Genomic DNA, 16287 nt, shown 5'->3' with positions numbered 1-16287 from the left:
AGCGAGGATCGGGCAACATCCGGTATTCTGGGTTGTCATCCTGGCCGGCGCCATCCTGTCCATCATGCTGACGTACATGTTCCACCTGCCCTCGCTCAAGACCCATCTGCTTCTCACGGGGATTTTCTCGCTGTTCCTGGGATTCGTGATATTCCTCATCGCCGCGCTGGACAATCCTTTCCGGGGAGAAATGGGCGTCTCCCCCGAAGTCTACGCTTCGGTTCTCAAGGGGCTGAACGATCTCGATCCGGACGGACGGTGAGGACTCGCGCCAAGGAAGAGGAAGCGCGGACCTGCGTCCCGCGCCCCGCTGCTGCCTCCCCCTCGCCAACTTGATAAGATGGCGCCCCGAATCAGGCCCGGAAGCGGCAGCCTGACCCGCAGATGAACAAGAGGAACCCCGATGTCCGATATCGAAATCGCGCAGCGCGCCAAGATGCTGCCCATCATTGACTTGGCCCGCGAGAAATTAGGAATTCCCGCCGCCAGCCTCGACCCTTACGGGCATTACAAAGCCAAGATCGCGCTGGACTACATCGACAGCCTCAAGGACCGGCCCGACGGCAAGCTCATCCTGGTCACCGCCATCAGCCCGACCCCGGCCGGCGAAGGCAAGACCACGACCACGGTCGGCCTGGGCGATGCGCTGAACCGGATCGGCAAGAAGACCGTGATGTGCCTGCGAGAACCCTCGCTCGGCCCCTGCTTCGGCGTCAAAGGCGGCGCGGCCGGCGGCGGCCATGCCCAAGTGGTGCCGATGGAGGACATCAACCTGCATTTCACGGGCGACTTCCATGCCGTCGGCGTCGCCCATAACCTGCTCTCGGCCCTGATCGACAACCACATCAACCACGGCAATGCGTTGGGGCTAGACCCCCGCCGCATCCAGTGGAAGCGCGTGGTCGACATGAACGACCGCGCCCTGCGCAAGATCGTGGTCGGCATGGGCGGCACCGCCAACGGCTATCTGCGCGAGGACGGTTTCGACATCGTGGTGGCCTCCGAAGTGATGGCCATCCTGTGCCTGGCCACCAGCATGGCCGACCTGAAGGAACGGCTGGGCCGCATCATCGTCGGCTACAAGAGCGACGGCAAGACCCCGGTCTACGCCCGCGACCTCAAGGCCCACGGCGCCATGGCCGCCCTGCTGAAGGACGCCATCAAGCCGAATCTGGTGCAGACCCTGGAGAACAACATCGCCATCATTCACGGCGGGCCGTTCGCCAACATCGCCCACGGCTGCAACACCGTCACCGCCACCCAGACCGCGTTGAAGCTGGCGGATTACGTGGTGACCGAAGCCGGCTTCGGCGCCGACCTGGGCGCCGAGAAGTTCATCGACATCAAGTGCCGCATGGCCGGGCTCAACCCCGCCGCGGTGGTGCTGGTCGCCACCGTCCGCGCCCTGAAATTCCATGGCGGCGTCACCAAGGACAACCTCAACCAGGAAAACCTCGCCGCGCTGGAAGCCGGTTTCGCCAACCTGGAAAGGCACGTCCACAACATCCGCGAACATTACGGCCTGCCCTGCGTGGTTTCGATCAACCATTTCAGCTTCGACACCGAAGCCGAAATCGCGTGGCTGATGACAAAATGCCAGGCGCTGGGGGTGAAGGCAGTCCTCGCCCGGCATTGGGCCGAGGGCGGCAAAGGCGCGGAAGAGCTGGCCAAGACGGTTGCCGACATCGTCGACCACAAGCCGGGCCGGCATACCTTCGTCTACGGCGACGAAGCCCCGCTGTGGAACAAGATCGAAACCATCGCCACCCAAATCTACGGCGCCGCCGGCATCGGCGCGGACACCAAGGTCAAGGCCCAACTCGAAGCCTGGAATGCCGATTACGGGCATTACCCGGTGTGCATGGCCAAGACCCAGATGTCCTTCTCCACCGATCCCAACGCCAAAGGCGCGCCGACCGGCCACACCGTCACCATCCGCGAAGTCCGCCTGGCCAACGGCGCCGGCTTCATCGTCGCCATCGCCGGCGACATGATGACCATGCCCGGCCTCCCGAAAGTCCCGGCGGCGGAGCACATCGACGTCGACGAGAACGGCAGGATCAGCGGATTGTTCTGATCGGCGGCGCGGTCGTCATTGCCGGTTCCCAAGCTCAAGCTTGGGAACCGGCGGCGACACCGATCAAACCAACCCCAAAGCTTTGAGGCGGGCCGGCCTTGGGGCTATGCGCTCGGCATCTGCAGCAAGGTCTGTAAGCGCGAAAGGCTGGAATTCTGCACCGACCACGAACTGCGGAAAATCGTCGCCGCGCTCAACTACGATGCCAAACGGCACGGGAGGCGCATGTGAGCGCCAAACGTGCCTTCGTCCAGAGGTGCATCATCCGCGCCCTGCCCGCGCTGACCGTGTCGACGCCGCCATCGCCCACGCTGAAGCGCTGTGGGAATGCCTGACCGCCAAGGGCTATGGCGCGCCGCGCCAGACCGGCCCGCGCGAAGCGGTGGACTGGTACGCCAAGCTGGCCGAGCCGTCCCGCAACTGGTTCGACCAGTTCTGGACGGCCTACGGCCTCAAGAAAGACCGCAACGGCTTGGCCACGATCCAGCGTCTCCACGCCGCCGCCCCGAACGACGAGCTGCAACGCCAAATCGACGCCCTGACGCGGCGGATCGGCAACTTCCATGGTCGTGACTGATCTGTCGATGCCTGGCATATTGGCCGACATTGAGCGCATTGCCGGGGTCCCAGCCGCCCTCGCCATAGCCGAGCGCTTCGTGGTCGCCGGCTTGGAGGGCTGCTTCGGGTCAATCTATCCGATAGCCATCCGCTGGTGCAGACCGTGGGATGGGAGGCAGCGAGGAACATCGCGGATGAGTTCGGCGGCGAACGGCTCGAAATACCCAAGGGCGATGGCTATTGGCGGCATGTGCGCAACCAGCGCATGCGGCGAGAGCGTGCTCAGGGCGCCACGCGAGCCGAGCTGGCTGCGCGCTATCACCTCACCGAGCGACAGGTCACGAACATCCTCCGGGAGGGCAATTCGGCCCGTACGCAAACGGGCTTTGACTGGTAAATTGCAGGAGATGATGAAATGAAAAAATGGATAGTTCCCGCATTGGCAATGCAGCTCGGGGGATGCGCCTATACCCATGCCATTTATTCCTCCGAGAGCCATGTTCCTAGGTTGACGGCAGCAAGTCGGCTTTGCGTGCTGTCTGCCATTGATGGTGTTTATCAGGGAGATCCCTATGAAGGCTCAGGAAAGGAAGTAGCGGTCCGAGTGAAAAACGCCCTGGCGATGCCGATCCCACAAACCCGATTGATTGATTCTACCGATGAGATCGAAGGCGCCCAGCGCTGTACGGAATCTGGCGCCCAGTACATGCTTGCTCCATCCATCCAGCACTGGGAAGATCGTGCAACTCAATGGTCTGGCCTGCGCGATCTGATCCGCATTCAGGTGCGGCTCATTCAACTCCAACCGCCTCCACCAAAAATCCTCAAGACGGGATATTTCGAGGCCAGAAATGGCTGGCTCACATTCGTCAACAATCCGCCGGAAGAGTTGCTGAGCCAAGACGATGGGTTTTTCTGGTTCGTCCGTCGTTTGGTCGGTTTGCCAACGCATTGACGGCGTTCTGGCCGGGCGCCTAGCCTTTTGGCGGAACCCCAGATAAGGCCTGCTTTGCCCAGCTCCACCCGTTGGCTTGTCACGCTTCTTGGGATCGATCCCTGCGAGTCTCCGTCCATTGGATCCTGCCAGCCGGTCGACGCCGTTGATGTCTTCGTGATCTTGCGCGCATTCCGCGACCAAATTCCCCACGAAAACGGTGGCAGGTGCTCAGAACGGCATCCGGCGGCCCATCTGGCCTTTCATGCCTTTCATCATGTTCATGATGTTGCCGCCCTTGAGCTTCTTCATCATCTTCTGCATCTGCTCGTGCTGCTTGAGCATGCGATTGAGGTCCTGCACGTCGGTGCCCGAGCCCAGCGAGATGCGGCGCTTGCGGGAGGGATTGATGATGTCCGGGTCGGAACGCTCACCGGGCGTCATGGAGTCGATCATCGCCAGCTGCTGATACATTTCCTTGTCGTTGATCTTGTCCTTGACGTGCTGGGGCACGTTGCCGACGCCCGGCAGCTTGTCCAGCATGGCGGCAAGGCCGCCCATGTTCTTGAGCTGCAGCAGCTGGTCGCGGTAGTCGTTGAGGTCGAAGCGGCGGCCCTTGTGGATTTTCTTGGCGAGCTTTTCGGCCTTGGCCTTGTCCATGGTGCGCTCGACGTCCTCGATCAGCGAGAGCACGTCGCCCATGCCGAGGATGCGCGAAGCCAAGCGGTCGGGATGGAACATTTCCAGCGCGGCGGTCTTCTCGCCCACGCCCATGAACTTGATCGGCTTGCCGGTGATGTGGCGGATCGACAGCGCCGCGCCGCCTCGAGCATCGCCGTCGGTCTTGGTCAGGATGACGCCGGTCAGCGGCAGGGCATCGTGGAAGGCCTTGGCGGTGTTCGCGGCGTCCTGGCCGGTCATGCTGTCGACCACGAACAGGGTCTCGATCGGCTTGATCGCGGCGTGCACGGCCTTGATCTCGCCCATCATCTCTTCGTCGATGTGCAAACGGCCCGCAGTGTCGATGATGACCACGTCGAGGTAGCGTTTCTTGGCGTGCTCGATCGCGCGCAGGGCGATATCCACCGGCTGCTGGGTGACGTCGCTGGGGAAGAATTCCGCCTTCACTTCACCGGCCAGGGTCTCGAGCTGCTGGATGGCAGCCGGACGGTAGACGTCGGCGCTGGCCACCAGCACGGACTTGCGCAGGTTCTCCTTGATCCAGCGCGCCAGCTTGGCGACGGTGGTGGTCTTGCCCGCCCCCTGCAGGCCCGCCATCAGGATCACGGCCGGCGGCTGGGTGGCGAGATTCAGTTTCTCGTTGGCCTTGCCCATGATCGTCACCAGTTCGTCGTTGACGATCTTGATCATGGCCTGACCGGGGGTGAGGCTCTTCTGGACTTCCTGACCCAGCGCCCGTTCCTTCACCTGTTCGATGAAATCCTTCACCACCGGAAGCGCGACGTCGGCTTCGAGCAGCGCCTGGCGCACTTCGCGCAGGGCGTCCTGGATGTTGGCTTCGGTCAAACGCCCCTGGCCGCGCAGTTTGCGCAAGGAGTCGGAAAGGCGGTCGGTCAGATTGTCGAACATGGCTTGTTTCCTGATCTTGTAACTCGGGTGCCGGCGCGGTCCGCTCGGCTTCAAACAGACCGCGCATTATGCCAGACTACGCCCCGGAGGACATGACCCCGTATGCATTCCACGATCTTCGCCGTCACCGCGATCCTGGCCTATCTGGCCGCCGCCGCGTCCATCTACTCATCGTTGCACACCGATTACCTTTCCGCGGAGGAGACCCGCCGCCAGAAGGGGGCGATCCTGGTGTTCGGCTTTGTTGCGAGCGGCTGTCATGCCCTGACGCTCTCCACGCTGTTCGACGCCGAAGGGGACCTCAACATCGGCTTTCTGAACACGCTGTCCGCCGCGGCCTGGATGATCGTGACGGTATTGCTGGCCGGGGCGCTGTTCCGACCGGTCGAGAAACTCGGCATCGTGGTATTTCCGATGGCCGCCCTGATCCTGGTCCTCAAGCTTTCGCTGCCGGATACGGAACATGTCCTGAAGAACCACTCTCTGGAGATGCGCCTGCACATCGTGGTGTCGATGCTCGCATACAGCTTCCTCAACATCGCCGCGCTGCAGGCGATCCTGCTCGCCCTGCAGGACTGGCGGCTGCGGACCCACCACGCCAGCGGCTTCGTGCGCTCGCTGCCGCCCTTGCAGACCATGGAGAAGCTGCTGTTCCAGCTCATCGGCGCCGGGTTCGTCCTGCTCAGCGTATCTTTGGTCACCGGTTTCCTGTTCGTCGAAGACCTGTTCGCCCAGCATCTGGCCCACAAGACCGTCTTGTCCATCGCCGCCTGGGGCGTATTCGCCGCCCTGCTCGGCGGCCGCTGGTTCCGCGGCTGGCGGGGCAGGATCGCCATCCGCTGGACCCTGGGCGGCTTCGTCGCGCTGATGCTGGCTTATTTCGGCAGCAAGATGGTGCTGGAACTGGTGCTGCACCGGGTGTGAAGCGATGAATGCAGAGGATGTCCGCTGGCGGCAGCGGTTCCGTCAGTTTGAAAAGGCCGTCCTGCTGCATGAGGCAAATGAGATCGAACGGCCTTCGATAGCGGACGGCTCAGTCAGACCAGGCGTAATCGGCAAACAGCCCGGCGAACACCGCCGCACCGAACCAATGATTATTGAGAAAGGCATGGAAGCACTTGGGTTTCTCCCGCCGGAATATCAGGACCTGCTGGTAGACCGAAAATCCCGCCGCGGCAGCCAGGCCCAGCGCGTAGGGCCACCCTAAGCCCAGATACCGACCGATGCCGAACAGGATCGCCAGCATGATGATCTGCAAGGCGCCGATGATTTCGCGGTCATGTTTTCCGAACAGAATGGCCGTCGATTTGACTCCGATCTTCAGGTCGTCTTCCCGGTCCACCATGGCGTACATGGTGTCGTAGATCAGCGCCCACAGCACGGTCGCCGCGTACAGCGCCCAGGCCACGGCCGGAATCGACCCGGTCTGGGCGGCGAAAGCCATGGGAATGGCCCAGCCGAAGGCCAGGCCGAGATAGGCCTGGGGCAGATGGGTATAGCGTTTGGTGAAGGGATACGAGGCGGCCAGGAACGCGCCGGGCACCGACAGGGCGATGGTCAGGCCGTTCATCGTCAGCACCAAACCGAACGCGGTGAGGCATAAGACTACAAACAGGACCAACGCCTCCTTCGGCGTGACCTCCCCCGCCGCGATCGGCCGCAGCCGGGTGCGCTCGACGTGCGGGTCGAAATCCCGGTCGGCGTAGTCGTTGATGACGCAGCCGGCCGCCCGCATCAGGATCACGCCGAGCACGATCACCACCGCCACGCCGACATCCGGACGGCCCTGCCCCGCGATCCACAACGCCCACAAAGCCGGCCACAGCAGCAACAAGATGCCGATGGGTTTGTCGAAGCGCATCAGGCGCCAGTAGGCGCTGACGCGCGATTCGAGCGAGGGCGTGACGTTCATGCGGACTCCGTGACGGAAAGCACTGCGGGAAGGAAAAACTCTGCGACCAGCAAGGGCCTCCCGGCGATCGAATAGACCGAACGGCGTCCCCAGACCGGCGTGGCCAACCCCAATCCGGCGCGAACCTCCGGATGCCAATGGCGGGTCTCGACCCGGGCCGCCTCGAACCCATGACGCCGCGGACGCCGTGACGCGAACAGGATTTCGCCCAGCGGGCGATTGCCCAGGTGCGCCAGCCGGCGGCCGGCACCCTTCAGGGTTTGCACCGGCAGCACGCTGCGGGCCAGAACCAAGGGACACTCGCCGGATCTCAGCTCGACTTCGCGCACCAGCGCGCGGCGGCCGGATCTGAGCTTCAGCAGTAAGGCCTCGTCCGGAAACGGGTGGGCGAAGCCCTGGCGGATCACCCGAACATTGAAGTCGGCGCCGCACGCGGCTTTCAAGCGCCGGGTCAGGGAGCCGCTCTCGAATACCCAGGACGACGTCGGTCGCGGCATGGCAAAGCCGCAACCCCGATGTGCCTGACGAAAATTCGGCAGCGACGAGAAAAGTTTGCTCCTGGAATACAAGACGTGCGCCCGATGGGTGGAAAACCGCCGGATTTTAGCAGACCGCAGCCTCGTGCCGCCGGCGCTACAGGCAGCCCGGCGGTTTGGGCAGGCCGGCGATCAGGCAGGCGTGTTTGAGCGGCCCGCCGGGAAACAGGCCGTGCAGATAACGGTTGTTGCCTTTGGCTTCCCCCAGCGTTTTCCGGATCGCCTTGACGAACAGGCGGGCGTTCGGCAGATGATCGAAGCGACGATGGTAGTCGCGGATAAAGCGGACGATCTCCCAGTGCGCCTCGGTCAATCGGATGCCGATGGTTTCGGCGAGGCGTTCCGCCGTGCGCTCGTCCCAGCACTGCGGGTCCAGCAGGAAACCGTCGCGGTCCAGCTGCAAGGGTGGATTCATGTCCATGTCAGCGAAAGCTCATGCCGCACGGCGAGTTCGACAAAACCGTCATAGCCCACCCGGTCGAGCGATTGCAGCAGATTCGATGCGCAAAGGCCGCGGGCGTCGAGATCCGGCGCCAGCACGCGGATATCCAGCCGCGTCGCCGCCGCCGCGACCTCATCCGAGAATCGGCAGCCGGCCAGAGCGCCGTAGACGCCGTTTTCCAGCAAGAGCACGGCGTCGCCCTCGCCCGCCCGGGCCAGACACCGGCTGAGCGCGGCGCTCTCGAAAGGGGACGCGTTGACCAGATGCAGCACGCTCATCCGCAGCCCACCGCGAGGTCATGGCCGGCGATCCAGGCCGGAACATCGCGCCGCGCCAGCAACCGCACCGGAACGGCCAACCGATCCGCGGACAGCGCTCGCTCGGCGAGCGACTCGCTTTCCGCCGCGACTTCGCGGACATCATAAAACTCCAGGGTCTGCAGCACCGGCGCCAATGGGCGAAGCCCCGCGCATTCGGCGCGCTGGCCGGAAAGCAGCTGCAGCACACCGTCGTCAAGGAACAAGACGTCGATCGGGTGGTCGAACGCGGTAGCCGCAAGTATCTGGTCCAGCATTTCGACATTGCGGGCGCCGCAGAAAGGCGGCTGCCGCACCACGAAGACGAAACTCTTCGACCGGTTCATGCGGCGAAGGTGAGCGCCCGCTCGGCTTTCAAGCAGGCATCCACCCACTGGCCGAGGCCGCCGACGCGGAAACCCGGTGCGAGATAGCCTTCGTCGCGGCCCTCCGTCGAGACCAGGCCCCGGCGCTGGGCCGCGGAGACACACAGGACCAGATCCAGTCCGTGCTCCCGCGCCAGGGAACTCCAGCGGGCGGCGGGATCGTCTTCGCCGGCAAACGATGAAACTTGTGCGTTGCAGACGCCGTCATAGTAAAAGAACACCAGCAGGATAGCGTGTCCGTTCGCCAGCGCGGCTTTGATAAACTGATACGCGGTGTTCGCCGCCTGAGCCTCGCGAGGGCTCGCATTGATCTGTATGACGAATTTCATGATCACCGACTCCGCCGCGAACCGCTCCAAGCCGTTTTCCGCCCCATGTATCCGACCCCATTCATGACTTTTCCCCGCACCCGCCGATTCGCATCCATGCCAGCCTGCCTGGGGACCGCCGCACTATCGGCGCTCTTGGTCGTTTCGGTCCCCGCCACCGCGGGCGAACCGCTCAACCTCGAATTGCCGGACATGGGCGACTCCACCGGCACGCTGTTCACACCCCAGCAGGAGAAGGCGCTGGGCGAAGCCTTTTACCGGAACCTGCACAACCAGTTACAGATCAACGAAGACCCGGAAGTCACCGATTACATCCAGGCGCTCGGCCGGAAACTGGTGGAACACAGCGATATGCCCGGACAGGCCTTCCATTTCTTCGTCGTCAACCAGCCGGTGATCAACGCCTTTGCCGGCCCCGGCGGCTACATCGGCGTCAATTCGGGACTGGTCCTCACCACGGAAAGCGAAAGCGAACTGGCTTCGGTGCTCGGGCACGAAATCGCACACATCACCCAGCGCCATCTGTATGACGCATTCCAAGCCGCCGGCCGGCTGTCCCTGCCGACCGCCGCCGCCATGCTGGCCGGGGTGCTGCTGGGCGCCGGCACCGGCTCCAGCCAGTTGGGCCAGGCGGCCGTCATCGCCGCATCGGCAGCCAACCAGCAGGCTCAGATCAATTTTACCCGAGACAACGAAGCGGAAGCCGACCGTGTCGGCATGAAAATCCTCTCCAGCTCGGATTTCGACCCCCGCGCCATGCCTACCTTCTTCGAGCGGATGCAGCAGTCGACCCGCTTCGCCACCGGACGCAGCACCCCGGAATTTCTGCTGACCCATCCGGTGACCATGTCCCGTATCGCCGATACGCGGGGACGCGCCGAACAATACGCCTACAAGCAATATCCGGACTCGTTCACCTACCAGATCATCCGGGCCAAGCTGCACGTCCAGACGACCCGCAACCCTCAGGAAAGCGTCAGCTATTTCACCGCGATTTCCGATGTCGGCACCCGCCAGCAGCAGGACGTGGCCCGCTACGGCCTGGCCTTGGCGCTGATCGCCCAGGGCAAGATCGGCCAAGGCAGGGCCATGCTCCAAGAGCTCATCCGCCTCTACCCCGAGCAGTCGCAATTCTACAATGCGCTCGCCGATGCCGAGCGCGAGGCCAAGAATTATCCCGCTGCCCTGGCCGCTTACGAGGAAGCCTTGAAGCGCTTCCCCGGCAACCGTGCACTCGGTCTGAGCTATGCCCAGACCCTGGTCCGGGCGGGCAAGCCGGCGGAGGCGCGCAAGAGGCTGCAGGAGTACCTGCTCCATTTTCCCGCAACGCCGGAGGTGTACGAGCTGCTGGCGCAAGCCCATTCCCAGCTCGGCAACGAAGCCGAATCCCACCGCTATCTGGCCGAAGCCTATTACGCCGACGGCCAGACCCGCAATGCGATCCTCCACCTCAAGCTGGCGCAAAAAGCACCGGGCCGCGACTTCCAGACCGACTCGGCGATCGAGGAGCGGCTTAAGGAATGGCTCGAAGAGCAACGGGAAGAAAGGGAAAAATAGGCACTCATGATGCCGACGTTGTTTCGGGGCACCATGAGGGATCCCCGTTCGCCTATACGTTATTGATAAGCCGGACGTTTCGGCCCCCGACTGCAAGGCCCTGAACATCGCGCCGAAGCGTTTGCGATATTGGGCAGGCGTGAGATTCACTTGGCGCCGGGCCGCTGCCCTCGCTGGGAGCGATCCAGATTAGCCCGGTATCCTGTGTCATCACCGAGTAAGATTGGCGGGGCATTCCCCTCCGGACGCCCCGCAAGCCTCACGCTTTTTTTGAAAGAATAAATCCATGAACTGCAACGGGTCACTCACCCTCATCTTCCTCAGGAGAAACGTACCGCTACTCGCCGCGTTGCTGGCAGCCAGCGTCAATGTGCTTGCCGAAGGCCATCCCGGTCATACCCATGGTCACGGAGAGGCCGGGCACCTTCCGGCGGCAGCCGTGGCGGCTTCTGACTATGCCAACACCGAACCGCCCCTTTGGAGCAACCTCGGTACGCTGAGCTACAAGATAAAGACCCATGACAGGCTTGCCCAGCGCTACTTCGATCAGGGCCTGCGCCTTTCCTACGCGTTCAATCATGCTGAAGCCTTGCGCGCCTTCCGCAGGGCGCAGAAGCTCGATCCAAGCTGCGCGATTTGCTTCTGGGGCGAAGCCTTGGTACTCGGCCCCAACATCAATGCCCCCATGGAACCCGCCGCCATCGCCCCGGCCAAGTCATCGATCGAGCAGGCCAAGACGCTCGCCAAGCGAGGGAATCACAAGGAACGGGCTTTGATCGAGGCGCTCGCCAAGCGCTATGGCGGAGCCACAGGGGGCGAGCGCAAGCTCCACGACCAGGCCTATGCCGAAGCCATGGGCGGGCTTTACCGGCGCTATCCAAAGGATGACGAGATCGCCGTGCTTTACGCGGAAAGCCTCATGGACCTTTCGCCCTGGGACTATTGGGAAGAAAACGGACACACACCGAAGGGTCGCACGGTGGAAATCCTACAGGTATTGGAACGGGTGCTGGCGCGGAATCCCGACCATCCCGGCGCGATCCATTACTACATCCACATGGTGGAAGGCTCCGACCGGCCCGAACGGGCCGAAGCCCATGCGGACCGGCTTGCGCGGTTGATGCCCGGCGCCGGTCACATGGTCCACATGCCCGGCCACCTGTATTACCGCCGGGGCCGCTACCGCGACGCGTTGGAAGCCAATCGCGCCGCTATCGCCGCGGACGAGGCGTATCTGAAGGAGACCGGCGCCAAAGGCATCTACACGCTCGCCCATTATCCCCACAACGTGCATTTCCTGATGGTCTCGGCGCAAATGGCCGGCGACGGCGAAACGGCGCTGGATGCGGCTGCCAAGCTCGCCGCGGTCATCTCCAACGAGACCGCGCGGACCGTCCCCTGGGCGCAGCCCATCAAGGCGGCGCCGTATTTCGCCCAGGCCCAGTACGGTAGGCCGGAGGCTGTATTGAAGCTGGCCGACCCCGGTTCGGAGTTTCCTTACGTCCAGGCCATGTGGCGCTATGCCCGGGGAGTAGCGGCGGCTCGCCAGGCGGCCGTTCGGGAGGCCCAGGCGGAACTAGACGCTTTGTCGCGGCTGGAAACAAAGGCGGACTTTTCAGCGCTGTCCGCCGCCGGAGTGCCTGCGCCGGATCTGGTCCGCATCGCCGGTGAAGTCCTCCGCGCCCGCATCGCCCAGGCACGGGGCGAATCCGCGCAAGCCATTGCCGCCTTCGAGCGGGCGGCGGCGCAGCAGGAGAGACTGCCGGAGCCTCCTTACTGGTATTACCCGGTACGCCGCTCGCTGGGCGCCTTGAAATTCCTGGGGGGAGACCTCGCGGGCGCCGAGCGGGAACTGTGCGCCTCGCTCGAACAGGTTCCAAACGATGCCTGGGCACTTTGGGCCCTCGCGGAAGTGCAGCGAAAAAGCGGGGATATAGGCTCGGCAGAGGAAACGCAGCGCATCCTGGAGAACGCCCGGGCAGGCAATCAGGGCTCCCTCGCCATGGACCGGCTGTGAAAACGGCGAAGCCATGACCTTGTCCGGCGACTTGGACGTGGTCTCAACCTCCTTCTCTCAAGTACCGGTCGATTTTCTCCGACGTTGTGTGTGTAGCGGCTATTATTTTGCAGCGGCGCGGCGCTTCTCGCTTTCCGCGATCATGGCCGACAAATCCTCGGCTGGCCGGATTTCCCAGGACCCCATATGGAGGCCGGGATGATTCGATATCAACTGGATGGCCTGATTCAAGTCTTCAGCTTCCAGAATCAACAGCCCGCCTAGAAGCTCCTTTGTCTCGGCGTAAGGCCCGTCGGTGATGGAGACTTTGCCGTTCCGGTAACGCAGCGTCGTGGCGGCGTCTGGACCTTTGAGCCCTTCCCCGCCAGCCCAATGGCCGTTTTTCCTAAGCACCTCGTCGTAAGCGAAGCACTTGTCGATCATGGCGTTTTGCTCGCTATTCGATTTTTTCATCCAGCTCTCGACGTCCAGATATCCGAAACAGATATATTTCATATTTTTCTCCTTGACGATCAGTTTGCGGGCCAGCCTCCCGGGCTGGGTTCCCGTCACTTCCTAGTCGTTTGGACAGGTTGGAATTCGACTCAGTGTTTCACCGCATTGAATACCTGATGATGGTTCTCCACTTCGCCGGCTCCGCCCTCCGGATATCGCTCAGATAAATTTCGTGGTGTTTTCCGGTTTTTTCGCCGTTGGCGTCGATGAACCGGTGCAGTTTCTCGATGGTCGGACCTTCTGCCGAGAATGGGCCGACGTGCAGGATTTGCGCGCAACGGCCTTCCTCCAGTGACTCGAAGCGCAGCCTGGAAATCCCCGGCGGATTCTTTTTCCTCGCAACTTCGGCGACAGCGTTGTCGACGGTCTCCCGGCCGACGAACGGCGGCTGCAGGATCATCATCGTCCATTTCCAACGGGCCTTGTCCTTCGTCGCAAACACCGACGGATCATCGGCCCACCATAGTCCTTCCAACGGCATGACGGCGTAATCGATCGCCAATGGCCCATTCTTGATCATGAACTTGACGGCATAGGCCGCCATGAACAGGGCTTCGACCGCCTCCGCATAGCTCGGGGAAGTATTCGGGTCCCCTTCGCCGTCCACCATGAGGAAATTCAATGCGGGCACATCGAGTTGGACGGGCCCGTCGGCCGAGGCCTGATACAACGACTTCAGTTGCTTCTTGAAATCGATTTTCTCCATGACTTCTCCCTCTTCAATCCGGCAATTCCCGCAATCTCCGCTCCAGAAACCGCCGCTCCGCGTCCTGTTTTACGAGGCTGAGGGCACGCTGGTATGCAGCCCGGGCCTCGGCGGTGCGCCCGAGCCGCCGGCACAGGTCGGCTCGCGCCGCATGCGCCAGATGGTAGTCCGCCAGAACTCCCTCCACCACGATGGCGTCGACCAGGGCCAATCCCGCCGCCGGACCGTCGCGCATGGCGACCGCCACGGCGCGGTTCAATTCCACGACGGGCGACGGTTCGGCCCGCAGCAGCACTTCGTAAAGGCCGGTAATCTGCGCCCAATCGGTGGCATTGGCGCTGGGCGCCTCGGCATGCACCGCGGCGATCGCCGCCTGCAGCGCGTAGGGGCCGACGTACCGCGATGCCAGGGCCCGGCTTACCAAGGATAATCCTTCCGCAATTTGGTCCCGGTTCCAGAGCGTGCGGTCCTGTTCGTCGAGCAGGATCAGTTCGCCCTCGGGCGAGCTGCGCGCCGAGCGCCTGGACTCGTGGAGCAGCATCAGTGCCAGCAATCCCAGCACTTCCGGATCAGGCAATAGTTCGATCAGCAGCCGCCCCAGGCGGATTGCTTCGGTCGATAGATCGTGCCGCATGAGAGCGTTGCCGAACGACGCCGAATAACCTTCGTTGAATACGAGATAGACGACGCGCAGCACGGCATCCAGGCGGACCGGAAGGTCCTCGCGCGCGGGAACTTGGTAAGGGATGCGGGCATCGCGGATCTTCGCCTTGGCCCGTACGATGCGCTGGGCGAGCGTGGGAGCGGCGGTGAGAAAGGCGCGCGCAATCTCTTCGGTGGTCAGGCCGCACACTTCGCGCAGGGTCAGTGCGACCTGCGCGTCGGGGGAGAGCGCGGGATGGCAGCAGGTGAAGATCAGCCGCAGACGATCGTCCTCAACTGCCTCGCCATCGAGGCCGGACGGATCGGCCAGGTCGTCCGCGAGCTGCTCGGCGACCTCGTCCGGCAATGCTTCGAAACGGGACCGGCGGCGCATGCCGTCGATGGCTTTGAAGCGTCCGGTGGAGACCAGCCAGGCTCTGGGATTGGCCGGGACGCCATCCCGCGGCCATTGTTCCAGCGCCGCCCGAAAGGCGTCGTGCAGCGCCTCCTCGGCAATATCGAAATCGCCGAGCAGGCGCACCAGCGTGGCGAAAACGCGGCGCGATTCCTGGCGATAGATCGCTTCGATCGTACCGCGTATCCCGTCGGCCAAATCTCCACTCATCACGATTCCGCCTTTGGATTCTGCAATTCTCCGCGCACTCTCACCCCCTGAAACCGCGTTGGAGTCACGAATTGCAGGTCATCCGCTTGATGAAGTCCTGCAGGCTTTGCCCGGCCCCATCTTCGAACGACTCGTTTTCCATCAGAATCGCCTGCATGCGGTCCAGCCGGAAATTGCGAAAGTCCTCCCGAAGTTCGCACCAGCCGGCCAGCGACCATACGTTTCCCCAAAAGTAGAGGCCTAAAGGGCGGATGCGGCGCCGGCTTTGCTCGCCGTCCGCACGGCAATAGCCGAAGTATAGGAAACGCTTCAGATCGATGGCTTTCCGGCAGATGTCGAGAGTCACATCGATGTCCTCGCGTTCGCCGAAGCGCAAGGAAAACAGCTTGCTGCGCTCGATGTTGGCCTTCAGCTCCGCGGGAATGACCGCTGTCACCTTGTCGAGCACCGATTGCGCGGAATGGCCCAGTTCGGTTCCGCCCCATGACTTCACCATCCTGGCCCCGACCGCCAGCGCCTCCAGTTCTGCTGCGGTGAACATGATGGGCGGTATGTCGATGGCATGTCGCAAGGTGTAGCCGACACCCGCCTCCCCTTCGACGGGAATGCCCGACAGGCTGATATCCTGGATGTCGCGGTAGATCGTGCGCTCGGAGACCTCCAGCCGTTCGGCCAGCGCCTTGGCGGTGACCACGCGCTTGTTGCGCAGGATTTGGACGATCTGAAACAGGCGGTCGGCGCGTCGCATCGGGTGGGCAGGCGGCCAAGGTGCGCTCGGCCGCCCGTCTCGGCAAGGTTTAAGCCGGCGAGTATAAGCCGATGCGGTTGCCTTCGCTGTCCAGGAATTGCGCGAAGTAGCCGCAGTCGCCGTCATGGATCGGCGTTTTCGGCACGAGCACGCTGCCGCCGTGCTCGACCGCGCGCTGCAGCGGCTGGCTCAAGTCCGCTCCGCCGTTGAGATAGACGACCGCGCCGGTCTGGCTGGGCTCGTAATGCTCGCCCGCTATCAGCATGCCGCTGACCGCCTGGCCTTCATAAGCGAAGATCGCCATCTGGTAGCCGCCCATTTCCTCGTCTTTGAACGTCGTTTGCATGACGTCCCCGTAAAAAACCTTGGCACGCGCCATGTCTTTCACCGGGATTTCGAACCAGTTCGCTACGTTGCTCATATCTATGGTCTCCTTG

Annotated in this window: 20 protein-coding genes; 8 read left to right on the top strand and 12 right to left on the bottom strand. The window is 63.0% G+C overall.

What is annotated here, in order from left to right; translation table 11 throughout:
* Positions 1–64: 64 nt before the first annotated feature.
* From GNH96_RS09055 to GNH96_RS09035, 5 genes are all read left to right on the top strand, one after another.
* Positions 65–262: a bestrophin-like domain gene (locus GNH96_RS09055; protein WP_169603377.1), complete on the top strand. Its 198-nt coding sequence runs from the start codon at positions 65–67 to the stop codon at positions 260–262.
* A gap of 141 nt (positions 263–403) precedes the next feature.
* On the top strand, positions 404–2077 hold the full coding sequence (locus GNH96_RS09050; RefSeq protein ID WP_169603376.1) for a formate--tetrahydrofolate ligase: 1674 nt from the start codon (positions 404–406) through the stop codon (positions 2075–2077).
* Positions 2078–2333: 256 nt separating this feature from the next.
* Positions 2334–2654, top strand: coding sequence for a hypothetical protein (locus GNH96_RS09045; RefSeq protein ID WP_169603375.1), 321 nt, complete (start codon positions 2334–2336; stop codon positions 2652–2654).
* A gap of 144 nt (positions 2655–2798) precedes the next feature.
* Positions 2799–3032 carry a Mor transcription activator family protein gene (locus tag GNH96_RS09040; protein ID WP_169603374.1) on the top strand — a complete coding sequence of 78 codons (234 nt, stop codon included), beginning with the start codon at positions 2799–2801 and terminating at the stop codon, positions 3030–3032.
* A gap of 18 nt (positions 3033–3050) precedes the next feature.
* Positions 3051–3590 carry a DUF4823 domain-containing protein gene (locus GNH96_RS09035; protein ID WP_169603373.1) on the top strand — a complete coding sequence of 180 codons (540 nt, stop codon included), beginning with the start codon at positions 3051–3053 and terminating at the stop codon, positions 3588–3590.
* Between the two features lie 210 nt (positions 3591–3800).
* Here the strand turns inward: GNH96_RS09035 and ffh are convergent, their stop codons facing one another.
* Positions 3801–5159 (bottom strand): signal recognition particle protein, encoded by a 1359-nt coding sequence (ffh, locus tag GNH96_RS09030; protein WP_169603372.1) that lies wholly within the window; start codon positions 5157–5159, stop codon positions 3801–3803.
* Positions 5160–5261: 102 nt separating this feature from the next.
* Here ffh and GNH96_RS09025 point away from each other — a divergent pair, with 102 nt between their 5' ends.
* Positions 5262–6083, top strand: a complete 822-nt coding sequence (locus GNH96_RS09025) for a cytochrome C assembly family protein (protein WP_169603371.1) — start codon at positions 5262–5264, stop codon at positions 6081–6083.
* 109 nt (positions 6084–6192) lie between these two features.
* Here GNH96_RS09025 and ubiA read toward each other — a convergent pair whose 3' ends face one another.
* The 6 genes from ubiA to tusD all read right to left on the bottom strand — a co-directional run bounded on the left by ubiA (position 6193) and on the right by tusD (position 9060).
* Entirely contained in the window at positions 6193–7071 is an 879-nt protein-coding gene (gene ubiA, locus GNH96_RS09020; RefSeq protein WP_169603370.1) for a 4-hydroxybenzoate octaprenyltransferase, read from the bottom strand.
* On the bottom strand, positions 7068–7568 hold the full coding sequence (locus GNH96_RS09015) for a chorismate--pyruvate lyase family protein (RefSeq protein WP_169603369.1): 501 nt from the start codon (positions 7566–7568) through the stop codon (positions 7068–7070). The genes ubiA and GNH96_RS09015 overlap by 4 nt, the downstream gene beginning before the upstream one ends.
* Before the next feature lie 136 nt (positions 7569–7704).
* Positions 7705–8028 carry a TusE/DsrC/DsvC family sulfur relay protein gene (locus tag GNH96_RS09010; protein ID WP_169603368.1) on the bottom strand — a complete coding sequence of 108 codons (324 nt, stop codon included), beginning with the start codon at positions 8026–8028 and terminating at the stop codon, positions 7705–7707.
* Positions 8019–8327, bottom strand: coding sequence for a sulfurtransferase complex subunit TusB (gene tusB / locus GNH96_RS09005; protein ID WP_169603367.1), 309 nt, complete (start codon positions 8325–8327; stop codon positions 8019–8021). Before tusB ends, GNH96_RS09010 begins: the two co-directional genes overlap by 10 nt.
* On the bottom strand, positions 8324–8692 hold the full coding sequence (tusC, locus tag GNH96_RS09000; protein WP_169603366.1) for a sulfurtransferase complex subunit TusC: 369 nt from the start codon (positions 8690–8692) through the stop codon (positions 8324–8326). The genes tusB and tusC overlap by 4 nt, the downstream gene beginning before the upstream one ends.
* A complete protein-coding gene (gene tusD / locus GNH96_RS08995; RefSeq protein WP_169603365.1) occupies positions 8689–9060 on the bottom strand; it encodes a sulfurtransferase complex subunit TusD in 372 nt (123 codons plus the stop codon). The genes tusC and tusD overlap by 4 nt, the downstream gene beginning before the upstream one ends.
* 63 nt (positions 9061–9123) lie before the next feature.
* Between tusD and GNH96_RS08990 the strand changes: the two genes are divergently transcribed.
* Both GNH96_RS08990 and GNH96_RS08985 read left to right on the top strand, forming a co-directional pair.
* Positions 9124–10617: a beta-barrel assembly-enhancing protease gene (locus tag GNH96_RS08990; RefSeq protein ID WP_228719781.1), complete on the top strand. Its 1494-nt coding sequence runs from the start codon at positions 9124–9126 to the stop codon at positions 10615–10617.
* A 286-nt stretch (positions 10618–10903) separates the two neighbouring features.
* Positions 10904–12634, top strand: coding sequence for a tetratricopeptide repeat protein (locus GNH96_RS08985; protein WP_169603364.1), 1731 nt, complete (start codon positions 10904–10906; stop codon positions 12632–12634).
* A gap of 102 nt (positions 12635–12736) precedes the next feature.
* Here the strand turns inward: GNH96_RS08985 and GNH96_RS08980 are convergent, their stop codons facing one another.
* The 5 genes from GNH96_RS08980 to GNH96_RS08960 form a co-directional block, all read right to left on the bottom strand.
* Complete coding sequence (locus GNH96_RS08980; protein WP_223163399.1) at positions 12737–13186, bottom strand: YciI family protein; 450 nt, start codon at positions 13184–13186, stop codon at positions 12737–12739.
* 40 nt (positions 13187–13226) lie between these two features.
* A complete protein-coding gene (locus tag GNH96_RS08975; protein ID WP_169603363.1) occupies positions 13227–13835 on the bottom strand; it encodes a GyrI-like domain-containing protein in 609 nt (202 codons plus the stop codon).
* Positions 13836–13848: 13 nt separating this feature from the next.
* Positions 13849–15102 carry an RNA polymerase sigma factor gene (locus GNH96_RS08970; protein ID WP_169603362.1) on the bottom strand — a complete coding sequence of 418 codons (1254 nt, stop codon included), beginning with the start codon at positions 15100–15102 and terminating at the stop codon, positions 13849–13851.
* 64 nt (positions 15103–15166) lie between these two features.
* A complete protein-coding gene (locus GNH96_RS08965) occupies positions 15167–15850 on the bottom strand; it encodes a helix-turn-helix transcriptional regulator (RefSeq protein WP_169603361.1) in 684 nt (227 codons plus the stop codon).
* Positions 15851–15899: 49 nt separating this feature from the next.
* The gene (locus tag GNH96_RS08960) at positions 15900–16271 is read right to left on the bottom strand and encodes a VOC family protein (RefSeq protein ID WP_169603360.1); all 372 of its coding nucleotides are present in this window, start codon (positions 16269–16271) and stop codon (positions 15900–15902) included.
* Positions 16272–16287: the final 16 nt, after the last annotated feature.

The organism is Methylococcus geothermalis (assembly GCF_012769535.1).
Taxonomy (GTDB): Bacteria; Pseudomonadota; Gammaproteobacteria; order Methylococcales; family Methylococcaceae; genus Methylococcus; species Methylococcus geothermalis.
This window is presented reverse-complemented; position numbering and strand designations above follow the sequence as displayed.